Below are 23740 nucleotides of genomic sequence, written 5' to 3'. Positions count from 1 at the left end.
TTTGTGAAACCATTAAAAGTGCGCCAATACGGCGCACTTTTCTGTTAAAAACACTTAGCTAGGCGAGACTGTATTCATGAGTCAGTATCCAATGACAGCGCACGGTGCTCAAATGCTCCGTGACGAATTAAACGAGCTTAAAACAAAAACACGTCCTCGTATTATCGAGTCTATTGCGGAAGCGCGTGAACATGGTGATTTGAAAGAAAACGCTGAGTATCATGCTGCAAGAGAGCAACAGAGCTTTTGCGAAGGGCGTATTCAAGACATTGAAGGTAAGCTATCTAATGCTCAAATTATCGATGTCACGAAAATGGAAAACACGGGTAAAGTTATCTTTGGTACCACGGTGACTATTTTAAATGTCGACACTGAAGAAGAGACAACTTATCGCATAGTGGGCGACGATGAAGCCGACATTAAGAACAACCTTATCTCGGTAAACTCGCCAATAGCCCGAGGCCTTATTGGTAAAGAGCTTGACGATACGGTTACTATTCAAACCCCGGCTGGTAGCGTTGAAGTTGAAATCATTGAAGTTGAGTACATCTAAAAGAGCGTCAAGTCGGTCTTTTGAAGCAATATGCACTCAAGCAAAGATTTGATGAAATGATGTGACACAGACTGTGACGCAACAAGTTGTGGACATTATATAAAACGCCGAGCACATGCTCGGCGTTTTTGTTAGCTCTTATAAGGATATGTATGAAAGACATTGAAACCCTAGACAGTAAAATTGTTTATCAGAATAAGTGGTTAACCGTAAGAGAAGATAAAATTTTACGAGCAAGCGGTAATGAAGGCATCTATGGTGTTGTCGAAAAACCTGATTTTGCCATTATCATTCCTATCGAAGATGACCATGTTTATCTGGTAGAGCAATATCGTTACACCATTGGCGAGCGGCAAATAGAATTTCCACAAGGGGCTTGGGAAGATAAGCCAGACTCGTCGCCGTTAGAGCTAGCAGCGGGGGAGTTAAGAGAAGAAACAGGTTTACGCGCTGGCAAAATGGAGTATGTAGGTTTTCAATATCTCGCTTATGGCTTCTGCAATCAGGGGTACCATATATTTGTGGCTTCCGACTTGAGCCAGGGAGAGCAAGAGCTCGACCGTGAGGAAGAAGATCTTAAAGTGATAAAAATGTCGCTGACAGACTTTAAAAACAAAATCATTGCTGGAGACATTAAAGATGCTTCTAGCTGCAACGCATTTGGGCTTGCGAGCTTGAAGGGGTTTTTAGGCTAGAAGAAGACACAAAAAACGGCGCCAAAGGGCGCCGTTAAAAACAGGGAAACTCACACAAATATTAGGTTGCTATTGAGAGCGTTCGTTCTCTAGCAGTCGCGACCCTATTTCAATGGTGCGTGGTTTCTTAGCGTCTGGAATGACTCGCTCCATATCGATATGTAGAAGGCCATTTTCCATATCAGCAGCCAATACTTTTACATGGTCGCCTAGCTGGAATTTACGTTCAAAATTTCGCTCCGAAATACCTTTATGCAGGTATTTACGCTCAGCATTTTCTTTACCTTCAACTTTTTTATTGCCGGTAATGGTTAACGTATTTTCTTCAACTTGGATGGTGACATCATCCTTGCTAAAACCCGCTATTGCCATGGTGACGCGATATTTGTCATCGCTGAGTAACTCGATGTTGTATGGCGGATAGGTGCTTTGTTTCTCAGAGCGCGCGGCGGCGTCTACAAGAGAAGCAAGATGGTCTGAACCGATGAATGAACGGTAAAGTGGAGATAGATCGATAGTGCGCATAGTCATATCCTCAAAATAAAGCAATATGTTTAAAAATGTTGCCCCGACGTGCGGCGGCAGTGTTGGCGACCTGACCTTTCAGCGCCGACAATTCATATATGGGATTAGCCAAAACCTTTTCAAGAAAAAAATGACATTTTTTCAAAAATATTTTTCACTTATGATTTAAGTGTATGAATTTTAGTGTTTTTTTATTGATAAGATTTTTTGCGTTTTTCTGTGTGACACTTTTGCTAAAAACATTTAGCAATACATTAACCAACGTGCTTGTTTATAAATGCTACAATCCACGCAGATTAAATGCGTTGAGAAAAATACGAATAAGGTTATGAATAAAGACGTTGTTGTTTTAAATTGTGGAAGTTCATCTGTTAAGTTTGCCATTATTGATGCCGTTACCGGTAAGGCCGGTTTGTCTGGTTTGGCAGAAAGCTTAGGTAATACGGATGCCAGCCTAACGTATAAATTAAATGGTGAAAAAAACTCATTTTCATTAACTGACAATGCTGGACACACCGAAGCACTGAATGCGATTTCAAAGATTATTGAAGATACTGGCGTAAAACCCATCGCAGTAGGTCACCGTGTTGTTCACGGCGGAGAAAAGTTTAAAGAGGCTGCGTTAGTTGATAACGAGGTACTCGCGGCCGTAGAGGACTACGCCAGTATGGCGCCGCTGCATAACTTAGCCAATTTAAAAGGCATAGTGACAGCGCAAAAGGCATACCCAAATCTACCCCATGTATGCGTGTTCGACACATCGTTTTTCCAAAGCATGCCGCAAAAAGCGTATATCTACGCCCTACCCATGCGTTTATACAAAGAACATGGAATTCGTCGCTACGGTTTTCACGGCACAAGCCATAAATTCATTCTCGACAGTGCCGCTAAATTGCTCGATAAGCCGGTAGAAGAAACCAGTATTATTAGTGCTCACCTAGGAAATGGATGTAGCGTAACTGCCATTGAAAAAGGTAAAGCAGTAGACACCAGCTTAGGTTTCACGCCTCTTGAAGGTTTGGTGATGGGCACAAGATGTGGAGATATGGACCCTAGTTTACCCGGCACACTTCAAAAAAAGCTGGGTAAAACAGCCGATGAGATTAACGATTTACTCAACAAACAATCGGGGCTTTTGGGTATTTCAGAACTGAGTAACGACTGCAGAACGCTTGAAGAAGAGGCTGAAAAAGGCCACGAAGGTGCGCTACTTGCTATCGAAATTTTCTGCTACAGGTTGGCAAAATATATTGCTAGCTACCTTATCGCAACGCCTTCACTCGACGCCATTGTTTTCACTGGTGGCATAGGTGAAAACTCATCGCTGATACGTGAAACTACGATGAGTTATTTTGCTCACCTAGGTGTCACATTAGATGAGCAAAAGAACCTCGATGCGCGTTTCGGCAAAGGAGGCGAAATTACGTCTTCTTCATCGTCGAAAACCGTTTTTGTTGTGCCCACTAACGAAGAGTGGGTGATTGCTGCTGAAGCAGCCACATTCGCTTAGAAATTTGCCTTTAAAGCAGGAGAAATTATGTCTCGCAAAATAATGCTAATTCCCGTTGGCTCAAGCGTAGGGTTAACGACGGTTAGCATGGGCCTTGTTCGCGCTATAGAAGAGCAGGGTATAAAGCTTAACTTTTTTAAACCCGTTGCCCAGCCTCGTCGCGGAGACAAAGGCGAAGAACGCTCAACGGCAATTATTGCTCACCATGCCAGTGTTACACCTATATCGCCGTTCAAACTTGAATATGTTGAGCGAATGATAGGTAATGACAATACCGACGAGTTGCTTGAAGAAATTATTGAACGCTTCGAGAACAATAGCGAGCGAGACGCAGTCACCGTTATCGAAGGGCTGGTTACTACCCGGCATCACCCCTACGCAGAGCGATTGAACTTAGAGATAAGTCGCGCGTTAGATGCTGATATCGTTTTTGTGGCGGTTCCCGGTAACGACGACACTGTTGATATCAATCATAGATTAGAAATAGTGGTAGACACTTATGGCGGGCATAAGAGCCAAAAAGTGGTGGGATGTATTTTCAATAAAGTGAATGCGCCCTTTGATGAACACGGTAGATTGCGAGCCGATATTGGCGTAATCGATAAGCCTGAACACGACGAAGCGCGATCACTTGCACTGAAAGAACTGCCTATTTTCAACAAGGGTCTCAGTCTTTTAGGCATGATTGATTGGAGTGCTGAGCTTGTCTCTCCTCGAGCGATTGATGTGGCAAAGCATCTAAATGCCACGTCACTAAACGAAGGCGATATGGACAAACGCCGACTGAGTAGCGTGACCTTTTGTGCTCGAGAAATTCACAATATGGCGCACACGTTAAAGCCTGGTGCATTGCTGGTGCTATCAGGTGACAGAAGCGATGTGTTTGTATCTTGTTGTCTTGCCGCGCTAAACGGCACTAAGTTAGGAGCTTTGCTGCTTACTGGCGGCTACGAGCCGGATGAAAATATTATGGCGCTGTGCAGTCAGGCAATGGAGACAGGATTGCCTGTGATGTTAGTTAACACTAACACCTGGCAGACTGCGCAAAACCTGCACGCATTTAACCAAGAAGTGCCGGTAGACGATAGCCAGCGTATCGAAAAGGTGATGGTGCATACAGCAGAAAGCCTTGATGCCGCCTGGGTAACATCGCTAACGGATAAAGTCTCTCGTCAGCGCAAACTCTCGCCATCAGCATTCCGTTACTATTTGACTAATCGCGCGCGTCAGGTGAATAAGCGCATTGTGCTGCCCGAGGGAAATGAACCTCGTACAGTTGTTGCAGCATCTATTTGTGCAAGTAGAGGGTTAGCAAGACCTGTTTTATTAGGTGATGAAAACGAAATTCGACGTATTGCCGAGCAGCAAGGTGTGGTGTTAAGCGAAGGCGTTGAAATTCTCTCGCCAGATAATGTTCGCGGCGATTACGTTGAGGGGCTTGTTCAGCTAAGAGGACACAAAGGCGTAACTGATGTAGTGGCCAATGAGTTACTGCAAGATAATGTAACCTTGGGCACTATGATGTTGCAGCAAGATCACGTAGACGGGTTGGTATCTGGAGCGGTGAACACCACCGCAAATACTATTCGACCCGCGTTACAGCTGATTAAAACCGCGGAAAATGCGTCGTTAGTCTCTTCTGTGTTTTTCATGCTGCTGCCCGATCAAGTATTGGTTTACGGTGACTGTGCTATCAATCCCGACCCGAATGCCCAGCAGTTGGCCGATATCGCCATTCAGTCTGCAACCTCAGCGCAGATGTTCGGTATTGAACCGAGAGTGGCCATGATCAGCTACAGCACAGGTACGTCAGGCGCAGGTAGCGATGTTGAAAAGGTACGAGAAGCAACTGAAATTGCAAAATCTATGCGCCCAGACTTACTTATTGACGGCCCATTGCAATACGATGCAGCCGCCATTGAAAGTGTAGGTAAAAGCAAAGCCCCCAACAGCCCAGTGGCGGGTAAAGCGAATGTATTTGTGTTCCCAGATTTAAATACGGGAAATACCACTTACAAAGCAGTTCAGCGTAGTTTCGACTTAGTGTGTATTGGCCCCATGCTGCAAGGTATGCGCAAGCCCGTTAACGATTTAAGTCGCGGTGCATTGGTCGACGACATCGTATTTACTATTGCCCTAACGGCTATTCAGGCCGAAGGCGGTAGCTGATTTTAAGGTGAGTAAGAGGCTTGAACTTAATAAGTTCAAGCCTCAAAGTTAACAAGCGCTATGTCCGTTTGGTCTTTCCTGTTCGGTTATGGCGCTTTTGTGTCATTTATTATCCAGAATGAGCTAAATAAGTGATGACAATACCGCTTATCAGGCCGCACAAATAGCCGATGAGATGCGTATTCAATAGCGATAATTTTCTATCCTGAACCGAAGAGGCATCTGTTTCTTCTGAAAACTCGATAATCTCTGCTCTTTCTACCTCAAATACTGAGGAAAGGCTGGCAACGGTTTCATTAGAGGCTTGGCCATAGCGCTCAACACGTTGTATGGTTCTTAAGCTCACGCTACATGCATCGGCTAAGTGTTGCTGAGTCCAACCGTTTTTTGTTCTTTTTTGTTTAATAAATGCTGCATTAACTTCCATGTTTCACCTACAAAATAAAAAGCGTTGCAAGTGCATAGCCAGATACAGCGCCAACAAGTCCGCCCAATAATGATTCTTTTACAACACGGGCTAATCCTTTGTGCTCAACCTCAAACGTTCTAGGATTAAATCTCAGGGTTGCAAAATGCGCGCTGTCCTTAATAAGCGTGCAGCGTATTCGCCCTGATATAAAGCTTTCGACATAAAGTTCTACCTCAAAGTTACTATCTAAATAGCGAAATGTTTCGTTACTCGTTTTTTTAAAGGTTGAGAGACCCGACTGTCGCGCAATCTCATTACCATTGACAAAAAAGATACGCTCGTTGCTTAACGGCTTCACCTTTACCTGCACTGCTAAATTTTCATCACCAAAGTAAAAATTAAGACCGTCTTTTAGTGAGTAGTTAACTTTCTTATATTTTGAGTGTGCTTTTTCCATGTCCTAACCCTAATCCTGGTTTCAAACTGAGTTTTAATTAAACGCTTTCGTACGGAGTTCGCACTGAGGAAACATAGCAATTAAAGCTGCTTAAGCTTGTTCCCTTAATACGTACAGCCATTGTAAGAAATGAGAAGAAAAAAGCATCCAAACGGTATGGCATTCATATGTCATTCGTATGCCACTTATATGACACTTAACTAAAAACAATGAGTTATAAGACTTTTTTAAGCCTTATACAAGGATAGCGTCTTGCCGAAGTCATCTTAGTTACAACGTATTAAAAGTTGAAAATATCAGTGATATTTCATATCACGAGACTGAAACACCCTGTCGTTAAAAAAGAGAAACTGCGCTAGCTAAAGTGCATGCTTCAGATATAATGCCCTCCTTGTTAAAGCCACAATCATCAAACGTGAGTTAGCCATAGTGATCACCGTTATAAAAAACGCGAATGTGTTTGCTCCACAGGCATTGGGTATAAATCACCTGGTGTGTGCGGGCAGCAAAATCATTTACATCGGTAAAACTTTGCCCGCCATGGACCTTCCGCATGAGGAAATAGACGCTGATGGTGGAATGCTAACGCCTGGTTTTATCGATGGTCACACGCACTTAACGGGTGGCGGCGGTGAGGCTGGATTTTCAACACGAGTACCGCCAGTTCCGCTAAGCAAGTTTACTCGGGCAGGGGTAACCACGGCCGTTGGTTTGCTTGGTACCGATGATATTACCCGCAGCACAGAATCGTTGGTTGCTCAGGTTTATGCATTACGTGAAGAAGGTTTCTCAGCGTATTGTTATACGGGGGGGTATCATTTGCCTCCCACAACGCTTACCGGTTCTGTACAAACTGATATTGTGTTCATCGAACCTGTAGTGGGTGTAGGTGAGTTGGCCATTAGCGATCATCGTTCAAGCCAACCTACTCTTAATGAGCTGTTGAAAATAGCTTCTCAAGCCCACGTTGCTCGCTTAATGACCGGGAAAGCGGGCATGCTTCATCTGCATTTAGGTGACGGAGAGCGAGGTTTAGGTCTAATACGCGAAGCGTTATCGCAAGCTGAAATACCTCCACGTACTTACAATCCAACCCATATCAATCGTCAAAAATTTTTATTTGATGAAGCGTGCGATTTGGCTAAGCAGGGATGTTGGGTGGATGTGACGGCATTTGAATCAGGAGATGTGGGGTACGACCCTGCAGACGCCTTGCTGCGCTATATGCAGCAAGATTTACCGCAAGATAAATTGACTATCAGCTCAGACGGCGGTGGGTGCTTACCCGATTTTCATCCCGACGGTAGTTTAGCGAAAATGGATTTTGCTGATTCACAATCTATGACTAATGTTTTTTACGAGCTAATTGATAACGGAGAGGAGGTGTCTCGCTTTTTGCCCTTCTTTGCCCAAAATGTTGCTCAGCTAATGAATTTTCATAATAAGGGGCACATCAGCGTTGGCGCCGATGCCGACATCCTTATTTTTGATAAACAGAATAGAATTGAGCATGTTATCGCCCTTGGGCAATGTCATGTTAAGCATAAACAGCAAATTAAAAAAGGCACATTCGAGTAAATATTATGCCCTCTCCAACTATTGACGGCACCCAACGTGGATATGTTATCCCGATTGGTGGTGCAGAAGAAAAAATTGATAACCCAGAAATTTTATCCAAATTTGTGGAGCTTTGCGGCGGCAAAGATGCAGTAATCACTATAATACCCACGGCGTCACAGCTAGACGACACGGGAACTCGTTATCAGCAGATATTTGAAGAAATAGGCGTTAAAAAAGCCCACTCTTTGCCTATCTCTGAGCGTGTAGATGCGCAAAACGAAGAATACGTAAAAATTCTAGAGCAAAGTACGGGTATTTTTGTAACAGGTGGTAATCAGCTTAGGCTTTCTACCATATTAGGCGGCACGCCTATCGCAAAAACCATTCGTCAGCTCAATGCGCAAGGCGTTCATTATGCCGGCACTTCAGCGGGCGCCGCTATTGTGTCCCAGCATATGATCACTGGCGGCAGCACGGGTATTGTACCAACTGAAGATGGAGTCAATCTTGCGCCAGGCATGGGCCTTATCAATACCATAGTGCTAGATCAGCACTTTAATCAGCGTAATCGTTTGTCTCGATTGTTGTCGGCGGTATCTTACAACCCGTTTCTTATTGGTGTTGGTTTAGATGAAGACACTGCAGCATTCATTAACCCAGATAACGAGTTTACCGTTGTAGGTAGTGGTGCGGTAACGGTAGTAGATCCAAGCAACATTGAATATTCTTCAATGGCAGAAGCGAGAACCGGCGACGCGCTAACCCTGCTCAACTTAAAAGTACACATCCTAGCGTCAGGCGCACGCTACAACATCACCGACAGAAAAGCCTTCACAGCATAAAGGGGGTCAGAACCTGAGGTATCCCCACAAATAATGACTAAAATTCAGTAAGATAAAAAATAAAGGGAACATTCATGACGTTTGGTGATCAGATCTTTCGCCAAAAACAAACAGATCTTTCGCCAAAAACAAATGAAGGTTAAACGCCATGAATGCCCTATCTATTGTGAACAAAGTCATCTCGCTTGTCAGCTTTAAAATGCATAAGTCTCGACAAAAAGCACTTACCGCATGTGTCAAAAGTTTGCTAAGCGGAAGTGCCGCAACTGTCACGAGCATAGGTCGAGACAACAATAATAAAACCTTTGAAAAGCACCGGATTAAGCGAGCCGACCGATTACTTTCCAATACAAACTTATTACATGAAACGCCCTGTACGGGGCCATCCGGGCCGATGCTTCGGTGCAGGTTGTTGTGGGGGCTGGAGGTTAAAGACCTCTGGCTACCCGATTATAGCTCTGCGATGTGCGACAGAGTTTCTGGGTGGCGCTGTACCAGCTTTAGAAGAGTAACAGCTTGCCCATTTGGTGCGCTCCGCCCCTGCTCCCAGTTTTCCAATGTACGTGATGATGTATGCAGTAAACGAGCAAATACACCACGAGACATATTAAACTGCTCACGAATACTAACAATTTCATCAGGTGAGATATCTAGCTCACTGATGTCATTAACTTGATGAGTTTTCAGAGTCACTTTGCCCTCTGAATGCTCCTTAGCTTCAACAAGTGCAGAATTTAACTCTGCAAATAGATCACGATTGCTCATTGCGCCACGCCTCCATAAAAGCTTTTAACTGTTTCTTTTGATCTGCGGTTAAATCTGCCATTTCATTTTTGCCGTAAATAGTCAGCAAATAGAAGCGACGCTTTTCATCGAGGAAGTAATAGATAACACGTGAACCACCACGCTTTCCCTTACCTTTACTTGCTACTCGAATCTTCCGCAAACCACCAGTACCTTGAATTACGTCACCTTGCTTCGGGTTTGACATAAGTTCAGCTTGGAACAATCGAAACTCCTCGTCACTGAGGTAATCATTTCGGTACTTTTCAAATGTGGTTGATTCAACAAATACACTTTTCATAAGCAAAGTGTACGCAAGTAACGTATGGATGGCAAGCTATACGTGAATAGCGTAGTAATTAAATTTTGAAGTGTGGATCTGACCCTGAGGTATCCCCACAAATAATGACTAAAATTCAGTAAAATAAAAAATAAAAAATAAAGGGAACATTCATGACGTTTGGTGATCAGATCTTTCGCTAAAAACAAATGAAGGTTAAACGCCATGAATGCCCTGTCTATTGTGAACAAAGTCATCTCGCTTGTCAGCTTTAAAATGCATATGTCGCGACAAAAAAGCACTTACCGCATTTGTTAAAAGTTTGCTTAACGGAAGTGCCGCAACTGTCACGAGCATAGGTCGAGGCATCAATAATAAAGCCTTTGAAAAGCATCGGATTAAGCGAGCCGACCGATTACTTTCCAATACAAACTTATTACATGAAACGCCAAGTTCGGGCTTGGGTATGAACAAAACAAAAGTATTAAAAAGCAACGTCTTACAATATTGATATTGCTGACAACATTAGCGTCACTGGTGGCTATGTTACTGGGTATGGTGCTTGTTTCTTCGAACAAACATCGCCAATTCCAAGCGAATACCGAAACCAGAAGCGTGCTATCATTCCACTACCTTGGCCTTAGAGCTATTGCTTGCCGAATAAGGTTTACCATGCGACAGTGTAAAGCTGCACTCAAATGGTACAGCTCCATAGTAGACAGTGCATGGGCCGGAAGCACATGGAATTAAATTCGTGGGGATCCCTCAGGATCTGACCTCATTTATTCTGTAGTGTTGTTACATAGTATGGGAATTAAAAAGGGAAGGTTGGTGTAATGAAAATTTTAAGTCAAAATGTGTATGTTGGTCCTAATGTTTACGCTAATTTCCCGGTTATTTGTTATCAAATAGATATTGGTGAGTTGGAAAAATGGCCGTCGGTAAAACTTGGTCGAGAGTTTATTGATGGGCTAGTGGCGGCAATACCTAGTTTGCAAGAGCACGGCTGCTCTTACGGCGAAAAAGGAGGCTTCCTGCGTCGTCTCAATGAAGACGAAGGAACCTGGATTGGCCATATTTGGGAACATGTTGCTATAGAGCTTCAAAATTTAGCCGGTTCCGCAGTGTCTTTTGGTCGTACCCGCAGCTTAGAAAATGAAGGCTGTTACTATGTTGTCTATCAATACCATCAGCGCGATGTGGGGATAGAAGCCGGAGCACTAGGGTTAAAACTGTTAAAGCACCTAATGCCAAGCGAAGTTCAAAAGGCAATAAATGCAGAAATAGAAGACGATTTCGACTTTAACGATGAATTAACGGCCTTCATCAAAATGGCGCAGCGCAAGGAGTTTGGTCCAAGTACCGCTTCTTTGGTCGCAGCCGCTGAAAGCCGGGATATCCCATGGCTTCGCCTGAATAACTACAGTCTAGTTCAGTTTGGCCACGGCAAGCATCAGCAGCGTATTCAGGCCACTATCACCAGTGAAACTAAGCATATCGCCGTTGAGATTTCCTGCGATAAGGAAGACACCCACAACCTTCTTAATGATTTAGGCTTACCTGTACCTCAACAGTTAATGGTTTATAGCGAGCGACAGGCAGTAAAAGCCGCAAGGCGCATTGGTTTTCCCGTCGTTTTAAAACCATTAAACGCCAATCACGGTCGTGGAGTGAGTATTAACCTAACCTCCGACGAGGAAGTGCAGGTGGCGTTTAGTGAAGCGCAGCAACACGGCACAAGTCGCGCTGTGTTAGTAGAGAGTTATTTAACGGGTTACGATCACCGCATGCTGGTGGTGAACAACGAATTAGTCGCTGTTGCCAAGCGCGTGCCCGGACACGTAGTAGGCGATGGCAAGCATACTATTTCAGAGTTGGTCGACATCGTAAACCTCGACCCTCGCCGTGGAGTAGGGCACGAAAAAGTACTTACTCGACTTGAGCTAGATAACCAAGCGATGCGGTTACTGGAGGAAGCGGAATATACCGAAGACACCGTACTTCCAGAGGGAGAAACCTTCTTTTTGCGCTCGACAGCTAACCTGTCAACGGGCGGAACCGCCATTGACGTTACCGATATTGTGCATCCAGATAACCGAGATATGGCAATACGCGCCATAAGAGCCATTGGTCTTGATATTGGCGGCGTAGACTTCTTAACCGAAGATATTAGCCGTTCCTATAAAGAAATTGGCGGCGGTATTTGTGAATGTAATGCTGCACCTGGTTTTCGCATGCATGTGGCACCCAGTGAAGGTCAGCCTCGTGATGTGGCGGGCAAAGTGATGGACATGCTGTTCCCAACCGGCAAAGACTCTCGTATTCCGGTAGCGGCAATTACCGGTACAAATGGTAAAACCACCACTTCCCGTATGCTGGCCAGTATTATGAAAGCCGCGGGTCATACAACCGGTATGACGTCGACCGATGGTGTTTATATCGACGGACACCTTACTGTTAAAGGTGATATGACCGGACCCACGTCAGCACAAATTGTATTGCGCGACCCGAGCGTCGACTTTGCCATTATGGAGACCGCGCGTGGCGGCATAGTTAAGCGTGGCCTTGGTTATCAAACCTGTAACGTAGGTGCATGTTTAAATATCACTGCAGACCATTTAGGGCAGCGTGGAATTAATACGCTAGAGCAACTCGCCCAAATAAAGCGGGTTGTGGTAGAAGTAGCGCAAGACTGTGTTGTGCTAAACGCCGACGACATCCACTGTCTGCAAATGGCTGAGTTTTGTAGTGCCAAACAAATTTGCTACGTTACTATGGACCCAGGACACGGCTTAGTGCGTGAACATATTCGACGTGGTGGCATGGCTGTAGTGCTTGAGAAAGGCATTAACGGCGACATGATCACCATTTACGACAAAGGGGCGCATATCCCCTTACTTTGGACACACTTAGTACCGGCTACCATTGAGGGCAAAGCTCTACACAACGTTCAAAACGCCATGTTTGCTACCGCAATAGCGTACAGTTTCGATACTAGCTTAGAGAATATCAGACAGGGCCTACGCATATTTAATACGTCCTTCTACCAAGCGCCAGGCAGATTGAACATATTCGACGAGCACCCGTTCAAAGTTATTCTTGATTATGCACACAACCCAGCAGCTATTAAGACTATTTCAGACTTGGCGGCTCGATTAGACGTTAAGGGCAAACGCCGTTTGGTTATTGCTATGCCTGGCGATCGCCGCGATGAGGATATTATCGAATCGGCTAAATCTGTAGCTTCTACCTTCGACACTTTTGTTTGCAAAGCCGATGACGATAGACGCGGGCGCGGTTACGATGAAGTGCCACAGTTACTGAAGAAGACCCTTATGGAAGAAGGCGTGGATGAAAAAGACATTCTCGTTATTCCTAGCGAGGAAGAAAGTATTGATGCGGCTTTATCGTCTTGTCACGCTGGTGACTTACTTATGATTCTAGGCGACAATATCACCCGTTGCTGGAAGCAGATAGTGCACTTTAATGACGACGGTGTGGCAGATACGCCGGAATCGCAAAGCAATTTAACTCCATCACAGGATTACCCTGAAAAGCTATTCGAAGTTATTGAAAACAAGTTTGAGTTGCAGGAAGGCCAGCGCATAGTAAACGACGAACGTGGTGTTCACATTGTTGTAGACCGCGATGAAGAGTCAGATTAAATGGACCAGCAGCACAATGCAATTCGACTAGATTTAGATGAGGTACGGCGCCTGACGGGGCCGAATCTTTTATCTAATCATACTGGCGCTATCATCGATGTGTTGATAGAGGGGATTAGCGGCCAAGAGGTAATAGACTGTTTACAAGGTCACCTACAGGCCATTCAACATCAGCTTGAATGGCATGAAAAAACCTTTGTTCGTTATTACGACGGGGGAGCGAGTTTATCGATGAGCGCTCCCATCGACCTCTTATACAGTGCTTGTGACATACTTGAACTCGCATGGGAATGCTGTGTTCTCGATTTTAGTAAGCTTTATGCTGTTCAGTCAGATACTTTACCTTCTGCCAATTTTGCTAGCAGGGTAGATGAACTGCGAACCGCTATTGTGGAAGAAAGGAACCCCGCTCTCATTGCTTTTGTTCAAGCGGCTGAAAATAACAAAGTACGCTGCTTGGTAGATGACGATGAGGTTAGCCTAGGCGCTGGCGTAAGTGCGCAAACTTGGCCCATAGATGCTATTCCGGCTCCCTCAACAATAGATTGGCAACAGTTCAGTGATATTCCCTTGGCGCTCATCACCGGCACCAATGGCAAATCGACAAGCGTTAGATTAGCTGCTCAAATTGCCAAGGCCGCAAACCTCAATTCGGGCGTTACCTCTACCGATTTTATAAAGGTAGGCGATGATATTATAGACGAGGGCGACTATTCGGGGCCCGGTGGAGCGAGAATGCTATTGAGAGACAACCGCACTGAAATAGCGTTCTTAGAAGTAGCTCGAGGTGGTCTATTGCGCAGGGGGCTACCGGTTTATCATGCCAATGCTGCGCTAGTAACCAACGTTGCCAGCGACCATTTAGGTCAGTACGGTATTAATACGGTAGATGACATTGCGCACGTAAAGCTCATGGTGAGTAAAGCCATTCATCAAGGCGACACCCTAGTGTTAAATGCGGACGACTCGCGCTTGGTAAAGTTTGTACATAGCAACGCAAACCCTGATTCTGTTTGTTGGTTCAGCAAGTATGCAGACAATCAGCAAATAGTAGAGGCATTAGCTGCGAGTTGCCCATGTGTTTATGCGAAAGACAATCAGATCATTTATTTCGACGGAAAAATATCACACGCTATTGCTCAAATTGATCGTATACCCATGACCGTAAACGGCACGGCCTTGCACAACCTCGAAAACGCCCTTGGCGTGGTGGGGCAGTGTAAATCGATGGGAATAAGCAGTAAGGCAGTAACTCAGGGCTTATTTGATTTCGAAAGTAATGCGTCGGATAACCCCGGTAGAACCAATATATACAAGCGCAAAGGCGCTACTATTATTGTGGATTTTGCCCATAATCCTCATAGCATGCAGGCTGTGATAAAAATGTCCTCAGGTTTAAAGCAAAAAAATGATTATGGCGAAATAAAAGTGTTGTTTGGCCATGCTGGTGACAGGTCTAACGAGGATATCAAACGTGTCGCCGATGCCATTGTTACCTTGCAACCTAATACTTACATTCTCACCGAACTAGAGAAGTATTTAAGAGGCCGCGAGCCGGGCGAAATATCGGACATTGTTGAGCATCATTTACTCGCAAGCGGTGTACAAGCTTCTCAGATACAACGGGCAAGTAGTCCCTTAGCTGGCACGCAGACGGCGTTGAAAGAGGTAAATGAAGGCGACTTGGTTTTGCTATTCGCCTTAACTGAGCGAGAGGAAATCCGCGCTTTTATTGAGTCAATAAAGTAGCCACCAAACCGAACAGGTTTATTAGTCAGCCGCTTTTTTCAAACGCCAAGCACAGATAAAGAGCACTAATACAAATAGCCACACGCCGTAATCTTGCAGGTGGTAGTAGGGCGTAAAGCCTTTGGTCGCTATAACAGGGGCGCTGATATTTGCAGATTCAAATTGTGGAAGCCTGGCATCAATACGCCCTTTGTGATCAATAAACGCAGTAATACCATTATTAGTCGCCCGCAGTACCGGGCGGCCTAATTCTAAGGCTCGCATTTGTGCTATTTGAAGATGCTGAGCAGGGCCGTGAGATTTGCCAAACCAGGCGTCGTTACTCACGGTAATTATCATATCGGTGTCACCATTAACGTTTGCTGTAACTTGTCTTGGAAATGCAATTTCAAAGCAAATAGCCGGTGCAAGCTTAATTCCATTCGCCTCTAAGTTCTGTTGCTGAAAATCTCCCCTAGAGAACGAAGACATTGGCAAATCGAAAATAGGAGCGAGGGGGCGCAATAGTGATTCAAACGGCACAAATTCACCAACGGGCAATAAGTGATGTTTTGAAAAACGGTTATTATGAAAATATTGGTAGTTGGGGTAAGTCGCGTCTGGCGTTTTCTTGCCAACAACAATAAGGTTGTTCCATGCCTCATCGGTTTCCCAATTGAAGTTTACAATACCCGTGATGAGCGCCGTATTTTCTTTAAACGCTCTCTCGTTTAATTGCGACAAGTAAGGTTGTGCTAATGGCTCGAGCTTTGGCACCGCAGCTTCTGGCCAAATAATTAAATTGCTACCCCATACTGTTTCTGTAAGTTCTAGGTAGGTTTGCATGGTCGCGGCGTCTTGTTCCGGTACCCAACGAAGACTTTGTGGAATGTTTCCCTGAACCATAGATACAGAGTAGGTTTTTGAGGGGCTTACCCAAGTATGCTGATATAGCAACGCGCCACAAATGAGAAGACTTGCTGTAATTGCCGAAGCAGATAAAAATGTGCGTTTGCTATTAATTATAGCTAGTGAGGCCGCACTGATAACAATGAGCGCGGTTAACCCTGTTTCACCGATAATAGGTGCGAAGCCTGCTAACGGACCATTAATTTGGCTATAACCTAAAGAAAGCCACGGAAAGCCAGATAACATCCAACTGCGCAGCCATTCGGCAAGCACCCAGAATAGTGGTAGCGCTAAAGGCCAAAGCTGAGGCTTAAAATATTTAGCCGTAAGTTTAAAAGCGAGGGCTGGATATAACGCCAAATAGCCGCAAAGCAGTGCCATTAAGCCAATTGATGCAATTAATGGAAGACCGCCAAAATCGGCAATACTCACATGCACCCAGCTAACGCCTGCGCCAAACCAGCCCATACCAAACAACCAGCCCGCCAAAAACGGCTTGTGTTTAAGTTTAATTAGCTGGCGTATAGCAATAGCTAGCGCTGGAATGGTAAGCGCCCACATTGAAAAAGGCGCAAAGGCTAGCGTTAAGCTGAGGCCGCTTGCAATAAGCAGCAAATAGGGAGTAAAGCGTTTTAGCATGGTGTTTTTAGCCAATGTGCCTAGGGCACGTTGGCTCCATATTTAAATTATTCGATAGCGAGCTGGTGGTTAACTACGGCTACTCGAGAGAAGGCACCGATATTTTTAGCTGTATCAAGCGACGTTTATCAGAGTTAGTCACTTTGAAGTGAATATCGCTAATTGTAACTTCTTCACCAGTTTCAGGCATATGCCCAAAGGCTTTAAGCACAATGCCGCCAATGGTATCGGCTTCTTCTTCACTAAAGCTGGTTTCAAAAAATTCGTTAAAATCGTCAACCGGTGTTAGTGCTTTTACCGAGTAAGTCGACTTGTTAAGCGGGCGAATATCGTCGGTGCCGTCTTCTTCAATATCGAATTCGTCTTCAATTTCACCAACGATAATTTCTAGGATATCTTCAATAGTAACAAGACCAGACACGCCACCGTATTCGTCTACCACAATAGCCATGTGGTAACGCTGCTGCCTAAATTCTTTAAGCAGTACATCTACACGCTTGCTTTCAGGAACAATAACGGCAGGGCGCAGTATGTCGCGAAGGTTGAAGTGTTTTTCGGTATTGAAAGCAAAAGAAAGAAGATCTTTAGCGAGTAAAATCCCTTCAATATGGTCTTTATCTTCGCTGATCACTGGAAAACGAGAGTGAGCGGACTCGAGCATAATGGGAAGAAACTCTTCCACTTTTTGTTCGACATCGATGGTGGACATTTGAGCGCGAGGGATCATGATATCTCTTACACGCATTTCGTTAACCCCAATAACCCCTTCAATCATTTCACGGGTTTGCGGGTCAATTATCTCATTTTGCTCAGCATCGGTAATAACTGCTACCAATTCTTGTCTATTTTTCGGCTCGCCAGAAATCGAATTTTTTAGTTTATCTAACCAACTCTTGCCTGATGAGCCGTTGGTAGAGTGGGGGTTGTCGTCGCTCATAATATCCATTTTATTGTTTATTCAACACCAACGTTAAAATGCTTCTTACACGTCGTCAATGCTTTATTGTTTTAAATTATAAATCGCAGAATTTTCATACTCTTGGGTAAACTAACGTTTTAAAACCAAGAACATTGAAAATCAAGCTTCGTAAGGATTCGCAATATTTAAGGAGGAGAGAATTTCAATCTCCTTTCCTTCCATCTCGTCCGCTTCTTTATCGGATATATGGTCATAACCAAGTAAATGCAATATGCCGTGTATCGTCATATGAGCATAATGATGCGTCGTGAGCTTTTTCTGCTCCTCGGCTTCTCGGCTAATTACCGGCGCACATATCACCAAATCGCCGAGTAAGTTCATTTCAATTCCCGGTGGTGCCTCGAAAGGAAAAGAGAGTACGTTAGTAGGCTTATTTTTACCGCGGTAATCGTTGTTGAGTTGCTGACTTTCTATTTCGTCGGTTAAACGAATAGTAATTTCTTGGTCGTGAAGATTCTCTGAGGATAAAACTGCATTAGCCCATACACTAAAGCTATCGAGCGGAGGGATAGCGTTAGCTATCTCCTCGTCGCTGTTTTCGCCTTCATACGCGTTCTGGTAGTCGATAATTGCTGTCACGAGTTGCTCGTGTTCGCGTTTACGCTGCTTACGTCATTAGCACCACTTGCGGCAGAAGCGGCTTCTGCTTGTTGAAGGCGAAGTGCTTCTTCTTTCTTTTGCTTGCGAATGCGCTCTTGCTCGGCGTCGTGCTCTTCATAAGCGCGAACAATTCGCGCAACTACGGGGTGACGCACTACATCGTCGGCATTAAAGAAATTAAACGAGATATCGTCTACGTCACTTAACACTTCGATGGCGTGGCGCAGGCCCGACTTTGCGCCGCGTGGTAAATCTACCTGTGTAATATCGCCGGTAATTACCGCTTTCGAATTGAAGCCAATACGGGTCAAGAACATTTTCATTTGTTCTACCGTGGTGTTTTGGCTTTCATCTAAGATAATAAATGCATCGTTAAGCGTTCTACCACGCATATAGGCTAGGGGAGCTACCTCAATAACCGCGCGCTCCATAAGCTTCTCAACTTTTTCAAAGCCCAGCATTTCAAACAGTGCATCGTAAAGCGGGCGCAGGTAGGGGTCTACCTTTTGCGATAAATCACCTGGTAAAAAACCGAGCTTTTCACCAGCCTCAACAGCTGGGCGAGTGAGAAGAATACGTCTTATTTCTTGTCGTTCTAAAGCGTCTACCGCAGCGGCTACAGCAAGGTACGTTTTCCCTGTTCCGGCTGGGCCAATACCAAAGGTAATATCGTGGTTTATAATGTTAGCCACATATTGCGCTTGGTTTGGGTTTCGCGGCTTAATAACACCACGTTTCGTTTTAATATTAACTTCTTTACCGTAGCCACCGTTTTCATCTTTCTCTATAACGCGGGCTTCTTGAATTGCAAGGTGAACCTGCTCAGCGTCTAGGTCAGGAATACGACCTTTAACAGGTTGGGTTTCAACGTAAAGAAGCTTGAGTAATTCGGTAGCGCTATTGGTTTGCTGTGGCTCTCCAAGCACCTTAAATGCGCTATTTCGGTATGTTATTTCAACACCCAACCTGCGCTCAATTTGCTTGATATTGTCATCAAACGGGCCACATAAACTCGACAAACGCTTACTATCTGCCGGTTCTAACTCAAATTCATTACTTACCAATGTACTCAAACTTCTAATTTCCTCGCTTTACGCTTTTTAAGAATGTTTCAATATTAAAAACGTTTATCTCAATAGTCTTTTCATTAATTGCCTAGGCCTAACGTTCTGTTAGGCCGGCGTGAACTGGCCAACACCTAACTCGTTAGGGGTTTCTGCCTGATGCTTTGCCATAATAGATTGGGGCGATACGGCTACACGCAAGCCCATTTCACTCTCTCTGCGAACAACTTCGCCGCGCAATGAGTTAGTGAAAACGTCAACGATGTTTACATCAACAAATTCGCCAATCATGTCTGGCGTGCCTTCGAAATTAACAACGCGGTTGTTTTCAGTACGACCAGAAAGCTCCATTGGGTTTTTCTTCGATGGGCCTTCTACCAAAATACGTTGCTCAGTGCCTACCATGTGGCGTGCAATACGCAATGCCTGCTGTGTAATGCGTTGCTGTAAAAGGCGAAGACGTTGTTTTTTGGTCTCTTCGCTAACGTCATCAACGGCGTCAGCCGCTGGCGTACCAGGTCGCGCGCTGTAAATAAAGCTGAAGCTTAGGTCGTAGTCGACGGCCTGGATCAAATCCATGGTAGCTTCGAAATCAGCATCCGTCTCGCCTGGGAAACCAATGATAAAGTCGCTCGACAAACTGATGTTAGGGCGAATCTTTTTCAGCTTACGCATCTTCGATTTGTATTCTAGCGCTGTATGGCCTCGTTTCATGAGGTTGAGTATACGATCTGAACCACTTTGCACCGGAAGGTGAAGGTGGTCGACAAGCTCTGGAATACTCTCGTAGGCATCAATAATATCGTCAGTAAACTCAACAGGGTGAGAAGTGGTGTAACGAATTCTGTCTATACCATCAATGGCTGCAACCAGCTCTAATAACTCTGAGAAACGACAAACGGTACCGTCGTAGTGATCGCCACGATATGCATTCACGTTCTGTCCAAGCAGATTTACTTCACGCACGCCTTGACCAGCAAGCTGTGCAATTTCAAGTAGTACATCATCTACCGGGCGGCTTACTTCTTCACCGCGGGTGTAAGGTACTACGCAGAAGGTACAGTACTTCGAGCAGCCTTCCATAATAGATACAAACGCGGTAGGACCTTCAGCGCGAGGCTCGGGCAAGCGGTCGAACTTCTCAATTTCAGGGAAACTGATATCCATAACCGACTTGGCGCCACCTTGCAGTTCGTTAATCATTTCAGGCAAGCGGTGCAAAGTTTGAGGGCCAAATACTAAATCGACAAATGGCGCACGCTGACGAATGGTGTCACCCTCTTGAGATGCTACACAGCCACCTACGCCGATAATGAGTTCTGGCTTGTCTTGCTTCAGGTTTTTCCATCGGCCGAGCTGATGAAATACTTTTTCCTGAGCCTTTTCGCGAATAGAACACGTGTTCAGCAAAATAATATCAGCGTCTTCAGCAGTTTCAGCCGCGGTGAAGCCGTGTGTTGAGTCTAGTAAGTCTGCCATTTTCTCCGAGTCGTACTCGTTCATTTGGCAGCCCCAGGTTTTGATATACAGCTTTTTAGTCATAACAACTATTCGTTAACCTGTTAAGTTCTGGTAAGTGGTTGGTGGAGTAAATGAATGTCGCGAGCATAAAAACGCGATGCCACCCACACAACACAGTTACGTTGAAGATGTTCAAAATAGCCGCACATTTTACCTGTTATGCACCTATATTCCCAGCGTAATAAGACGATTACCGGTTAATTTAAGGAATTAAAGAAATTTAAGTAATGACTCGATGTTGAAGCCGCAAGTGCTGGGCTAATCCATGATTTCTACTTAATTTGTGTTAATCACCGGTATTTTATATTCTGGTCACAGAAAAATATGCATTTAATCATGGAGTAACAATGTACCACTTTTGCATTAATGGCGGCGGTATGGTGGGCGCAGCGTTGGCGTTAGGACTAGCGCAGCAACACTATAGCGTAGTAGTAATAGAGCCATTTGCTCCAAAAGATTTTTTTAAAAACGATGGGCCAGACCTTCGTGTTTCTGCCATTAGTGAAGCGTCGGTAACACTATTAAAAGCTCTCGGTGCTTGGCACTTTATAGAAAAGATGCGCGTAAAGCCCTACGCGGGCCTTAGCGTGTGGGATGACCCCAAACACAGAACCGACTTTACCGCTAAAAGTATTGATGTTCCTCAACTGGGATATTTTGTTGAAAATCGCTTGTTACAACTGGGCTGTCATCAGGCTTTGGCACTGCATGAAAATGTTACGGTTATAAGCAACGACGAGGTAAAAGAAATCACGTTGGCGAATAATACCGCCGAGGAGGCTTTTACAAACACTGCTGAGGGTTCTTTTAGCACTACCGCTGAGGGCTCTTGTAGCAATTCCGCTGAGGGCTCTTGCAAAGCTATCGCTGAGGGCTCTGTAACACTGACCTTGTCGTCAAACAAAAAAATTGAGGCGAAATGGCTTGTGGGGGCAGACGGCGCGCAATCCCAGGTGAGAAAAACCGCAGGTATTGGCACAACTGGTTGGCAATATGCTCAGCAGGCCATGGGCATTACGGTAAAAATGACTAAGCAAACGGAAGCGATTACTTGGCAGCAGTTTACGCCAACAGGGCCAAAAGCTTTTCTACCTATGTTTGATGAGTATGCATCATTGGTGTGGTACAACTCGCCTGAAGAGCTCAAACGACTAAAAGGGCTAAGTAACACACAGCTGAAAAATGAAATTCTGGCTGCCTTTCCTGAAGAGCTGACAAAAAATGACAATGACTTTTCCGTAATCGATAAAGCAGTGTTCCCGCTAACGCGCATGCATGCAAGCGAGTATGTGAGAGGGCAGTGCATACTAGTAGGTGATGCGGCTCACACTATTAACCCTCTGGCGGGGCAGGGTGTAAATATTGGTTTTCGCGACGTACAGGCATTATTAGAGGTAACAGCTAGCAAGCCGGATTTAACGTCTATGGCTTTTCGCCGGCAGCTGAAAAATGACTTTGAAAAACCCCGTAGAAAAGACAATTTATTAATGATGTCGGCAATGGACGGGTTTTACAGCTTGTTTAGTAACGATATAGCCCCCATTAAATGGATAAGAAATCAGCTTCTTTCTGTAGCCGAGCATGCTGGGCCTATTAAGAAAGAAGTACTCAAATATGCTATAGGGATGCGTTGATGGAAGTGCTTATTTTACTCGCAGTGCTGTTTGGTGCACTGGTAATCGTTGTGCCGCTGCTAGAGCGCTCGAAAATGCGTATTAGTAACGAAGACGCGGCAAAATGGGCCAAGTGGATTTGGCCGCTAATGGGCTTACTACTTGTTGCACAGTTGATCAGGCTGGCGTTTTCTTAACAAGCTTTTGCACTAGTCTCTCTTCACATACAAGGCTGCGCGATACGAAGCTGCGCGATACAAGGCTGCATCGCGCATACCACGCTCATATTACACGCTCGTATCACACGCTCATATTAATGATACAGTGCGACAATTTAGAAGCTAAACGTTCTGGCAATACCAAATACAATACGCTCTTCTGCGGTGTCAAAATCTAAATTTGTATTTTCAGCTGCAATTTCAAAATCAAATCCTTCATAGCTGGTTTGATACGCTACACGATAATGATAAAACGAAGTGTCATTGCCTTGCCACAACCACTTATCACTGTCTAATGAGTTTGAGACGTCGAAGCTTGCACGTATATTGTGATTTGGCGCAAGTTCAAAGGTATGCGCTACCATTGCAATAGCGTGTTTTGCACCGGTACCAAAGTAATCCCACGTGTACCAAAAATTAAGCTCTGAGTTTCCATAGTCGCTGGCATAACCAAATTTGGTGTAAAGTTCTGGGTAGTTACCCGCACTAGAATCATCACCACCGTGATAAGAATAATAGGCAATACCGTAGTCTATGCTTACCTTTTCGGTAATAGTTTGATATCTGCCCACATAAAAGTCCCACTCAAGGTTAGTGTCGCCACCAAAATCGACATTTGATGCCCAGGTCCCAGCATAAAAACCATCGCTGAAGGCTTTATCCACACCGCCTTGAAGTGCAGGGTCGTTTTGAGTTTGGCTAACACCGTTAAAGGTATAGTCTGACACGGCAGATATGTTCGCGCTCCAATCTGCATGTGCTGTTGCCGAGCATATCAATGCAGAAATAATAGCGGTTATCAAGGTTGTTGAAGTGCAAAAAATGTGTGATTTACTCATGATTACTACCTATTTTTCTCTCTGTTTTTCTTTCTATGATTTGTGTATGGCTCGCTCTTCTTTGTGCACTTTCCCCTAGTGTGTTCTTTTGAATATATTCACGTATATTCATAAGTTTAGGGCGCAACCTGCCCACATCGGCTCAAAGCTGAGCCAATGCAAAACAGGTGCATTTAGGTGCG

21 protein-coding genes are annotated in these 23740 nt (G+C 44.7%); 10 read left to right on the top strand and 11 right to left on the bottom strand.

What is annotated here, in order from left to right; translation table 11 throughout:
- The first annotated feature begins 76 nt into the window (after window positions 1-76).
- Together greA and BM528_RS07500 are read left to right on the top strand one after the other, a co-directional pair.
- Window positions 77-553, top strand: a complete 477-nt coding sequence (greA, locus tag BM528_RS07505) for a transcription elongation factor GreA (protein ID WP_071979355.1) — start codon at window positions 77-79, stop codon at window positions 551-553.
- A gap of 152 nt (window positions 554-705) precedes the next feature.
- Window positions 706-1248, top strand: coding sequence for an NUDIX domain-containing protein (locus tag BM528_RS07500; RefSeq protein WP_071979354.1), 543 nt, complete (start codon window positions 706-708; stop codon window positions 1246-1248).
- 69 nt (window positions 1249-1317) lie between these two features.
- Here the strand turns inward: BM528_RS07500 and BM528_RS07495 are convergent, their stop codons facing one another.
- Window positions 1318-1773: an Hsp20 family protein gene (locus tag BM528_RS07495; RefSeq protein ID WP_071979353.1), complete on the bottom strand. Its 456-nt coding sequence runs from the start codon at window positions 1771-1773 to the stop codon at window positions 1318-1320.
- 328 nt (window positions 1774-2101) lie between these two features.
- Between BM528_RS07495 and BM528_RS07490 the strand changes: the two genes are divergently transcribed.
- Window positions 2102-3283: an acetate kinase gene (locus tag BM528_RS07490; RefSeq protein WP_071979352.1), complete on the top strand. Its 1182-nt coding sequence runs from the start codon at window positions 2102-2104 to the stop codon at window positions 3281-3283.
- Between the two features lie 27 nt (window positions 3284-3310).
- Window positions 3311-5452: a phosphate acetyltransferase gene (gene pta / locus BM528_RS07485; RefSeq protein ID WP_071979351.1), complete on the top strand. Its 2142-nt coding sequence runs from the start codon at window positions 3311-3313 to the stop codon at window positions 5450-5452.
- A gap of 109 nt (window positions 5453-5561) precedes the next feature.
- Here the strand turns inward: pta and BM528_RS07480 are convergent, their stop codons facing one another.
- Together BM528_RS07480 and BM528_RS07475 are read right to left on the bottom strand one after the other, a co-directional pair.
- Entirely contained in the window at window positions 5562-5879 is a 318-nt protein-coding gene (locus tag BM528_RS07480; RefSeq protein WP_071979350.1) for a helix-turn-helix domain-containing protein, read from the bottom strand.
- Window positions 5880-5886: 7 nt separating this feature from the next.
- A complete protein-coding gene (locus BM528_RS07475; protein ID WP_071979349.1) occupies window positions 5887-6318 on the bottom strand; it encodes a hypothetical protein in 432 nt (143 codons plus the stop codon).
- A 429-nt stretch (window positions 6319-6747) separates the two neighbouring features.
- Between BM528_RS07475 and iadA the strand changes: the two genes are divergently transcribed.
- Together iadA and BM528_RS07465 are read left to right on the top strand one after the other, a co-directional pair.
- Window positions 6748-7896 (top strand): beta-aspartyl-peptidase, encoded by a 1149-nt coding sequence (gene iadA, locus BM528_RS07470; RefSeq protein ID WP_071979348.1) that lies wholly within the window; start codon window positions 6748-6750, stop codon window positions 7894-7896.
- A 5-nt stretch (window positions 7897-7901) separates the two neighbouring features.
- Entirely contained in the window at window positions 7902-8720 is an 819-nt protein-coding gene (locus tag BM528_RS07465) for a cyanophycinase (RefSeq protein WP_071979347.1), read from the top strand.
- A 450-nt stretch (window positions 8721-9170) separates the two neighbouring features.
- Here the strand turns inward: BM528_RS07465 and BM528_RS07455 are convergent, their stop codons facing one another.
- Both BM528_RS07455 and BM528_RS07450 read right to left on the bottom strand, forming a co-directional pair.
- The gene (locus tag BM528_RS07455) at window positions 9171-9485 is read right to left on the bottom strand and encodes a helix-turn-helix domain-containing protein (protein ID WP_071979346.1); all 315 of its coding nucleotides are present in this window, start codon (window positions 9483-9485) and stop codon (window positions 9171-9173) included.
- Window positions 9472-9804 (bottom strand): type II toxin-antitoxin system RelE/ParE family toxin, encoded by a 333-nt coding sequence (locus BM528_RS07450; RefSeq protein WP_071979345.1) that lies wholly within the window; start codon window positions 9802-9804, stop codon window positions 9472-9474. The genes BM528_RS07455 and BM528_RS07450 overlap by 14 nt, the downstream gene beginning before the upstream one ends.
- Window positions 9805-10619: 815 nt before the next feature.
- On the opposite strand from BM528_RS07450, the gene cphA reads away from it, so the two are divergent.
- The gene (gene cphA, locus BM528_RS07440; protein WP_071979344.1) at window positions 10620-13448 is read left to right on the top strand and encodes a cyanophycin synthetase; all 2829 of its coding nucleotides are present in this window, start codon (window positions 10620-10622) and stop codon (window positions 13446-13448) included.
- Window positions 13449-15197: a Mur ligase family protein gene (locus BM528_RS07435; protein WP_083595229.1), complete on the top strand. Its 1749-nt coding sequence runs from the start codon at window positions 13449-13451 to the stop codon at window positions 15195-15197. It abuts the gene before it with no gap.
- 21 nt (window positions 15198-15218) lie between these two features.
- On the opposite strand, the gene lnt is transcribed toward BM528_RS07435, so the two are convergent.
- From lnt to miaB, 5 genes are all read right to left on the bottom strand, one after another.
- Window positions 15219-16724: an apolipoprotein N-acyltransferase gene (gene lnt / locus BM528_RS07430; RefSeq protein WP_071979343.1), complete on the bottom strand. Its 1506-nt coding sequence runs from the start codon at window positions 16722-16724 to the stop codon at window positions 15219-15221.
- A 79-nt stretch (window positions 16725-16803) separates the two neighbouring features.
- A complete protein-coding gene (corC, locus tag BM528_RS07425; RefSeq protein WP_071981207.1) occupies window positions 16804-17661 on the bottom strand; it encodes a CNNM family magnesium/cobalt transport protein CorC in 858 nt (285 codons plus the stop codon).
- 141 nt (window positions 17662-17802) lie between these two features.
- Window positions 17803-18282 carry an rRNA maturation RNase YbeY gene (ybeY, locus tag BM528_RS07420; protein WP_071979342.1) on the bottom strand — a complete coding sequence of 160 codons (480 nt, stop codon included), beginning with the start codon at window positions 18280-18282 and terminating at the stop codon, window positions 17803-17805.
- Window positions 18279-19376: a PhoH family protein gene (locus BM528_RS07415; protein WP_071979341.1), complete on the bottom strand. Its 1098-nt coding sequence runs from the start codon at window positions 19374-19376 to the stop codon at window positions 18279-18281. The genes ybeY and BM528_RS07415 overlap by 4 nt, the downstream gene beginning before the upstream one ends.
- Before the next feature lie 99 nt (window positions 19377-19475).
- Window positions 19476-20909, bottom strand: coding sequence for a tRNA (N6-isopentenyl adenosine(37)-C2)-methylthiotransferase MiaB (gene miaB / locus BM528_RS07410; RefSeq protein ID WP_071979340.1), 1434 nt, complete (start codon window positions 20907-20909; stop codon window positions 19476-19478).
- Window positions 20910-21235: 326 nt separating this feature from the next.
- Here miaB and BM528_RS07405 point away from each other — a divergent pair, with 326 nt between their 5' ends.
- Together BM528_RS07405 and BM528_RS18635 are read left to right on the top strand one after the other, a co-directional pair.
- Window positions 21236-22522, top strand: coding sequence for an FAD-dependent monooxygenase (locus BM528_RS07405; RefSeq protein WP_071979339.1), 1287 nt, complete (start codon window positions 21236-21238; stop codon window positions 22520-22522).
- Complete coding sequence (locus BM528_RS18635; protein WP_198033598.1) at window positions 22522-22698, top strand: hypothetical protein; 177 nt, start codon at window positions 22522-22524, stop codon at window positions 22696-22698. The genes BM528_RS07405 and BM528_RS18635 overlap by 1 nt, the downstream gene beginning before the upstream one ends.
- Before the next feature lie 137 nt (window positions 22699-22835).
- Here BM528_RS18635 and BM528_RS07400 read toward each other — a convergent pair whose 3' ends face one another.
- The gene (locus BM528_RS07400; RefSeq protein ID WP_071979338.1) at window positions 22836-23558 is read right to left on the bottom strand and encodes a TorF family putative porin; all 723 of its coding nucleotides are present in this window, start codon (window positions 23556-23558) and stop codon (window positions 22836-22838) included.
- Window positions 23559-23740 lie beyond the last annotated feature (182 nt).

The organism is Alteromonas sp. RW2A1, from assembly GCF_001886475.1.
Taxonomy (GTDB): Bacteria; Pseudomonadota; Gammaproteobacteria; order Enterobacterales; family Alteromonadaceae; genus Alteromonas; species Alteromonas hispanica.
Note: the sequence above shows the minus strand (reverse complement) of the source record. Positions and strands in the feature narration are given on the sequence as shown.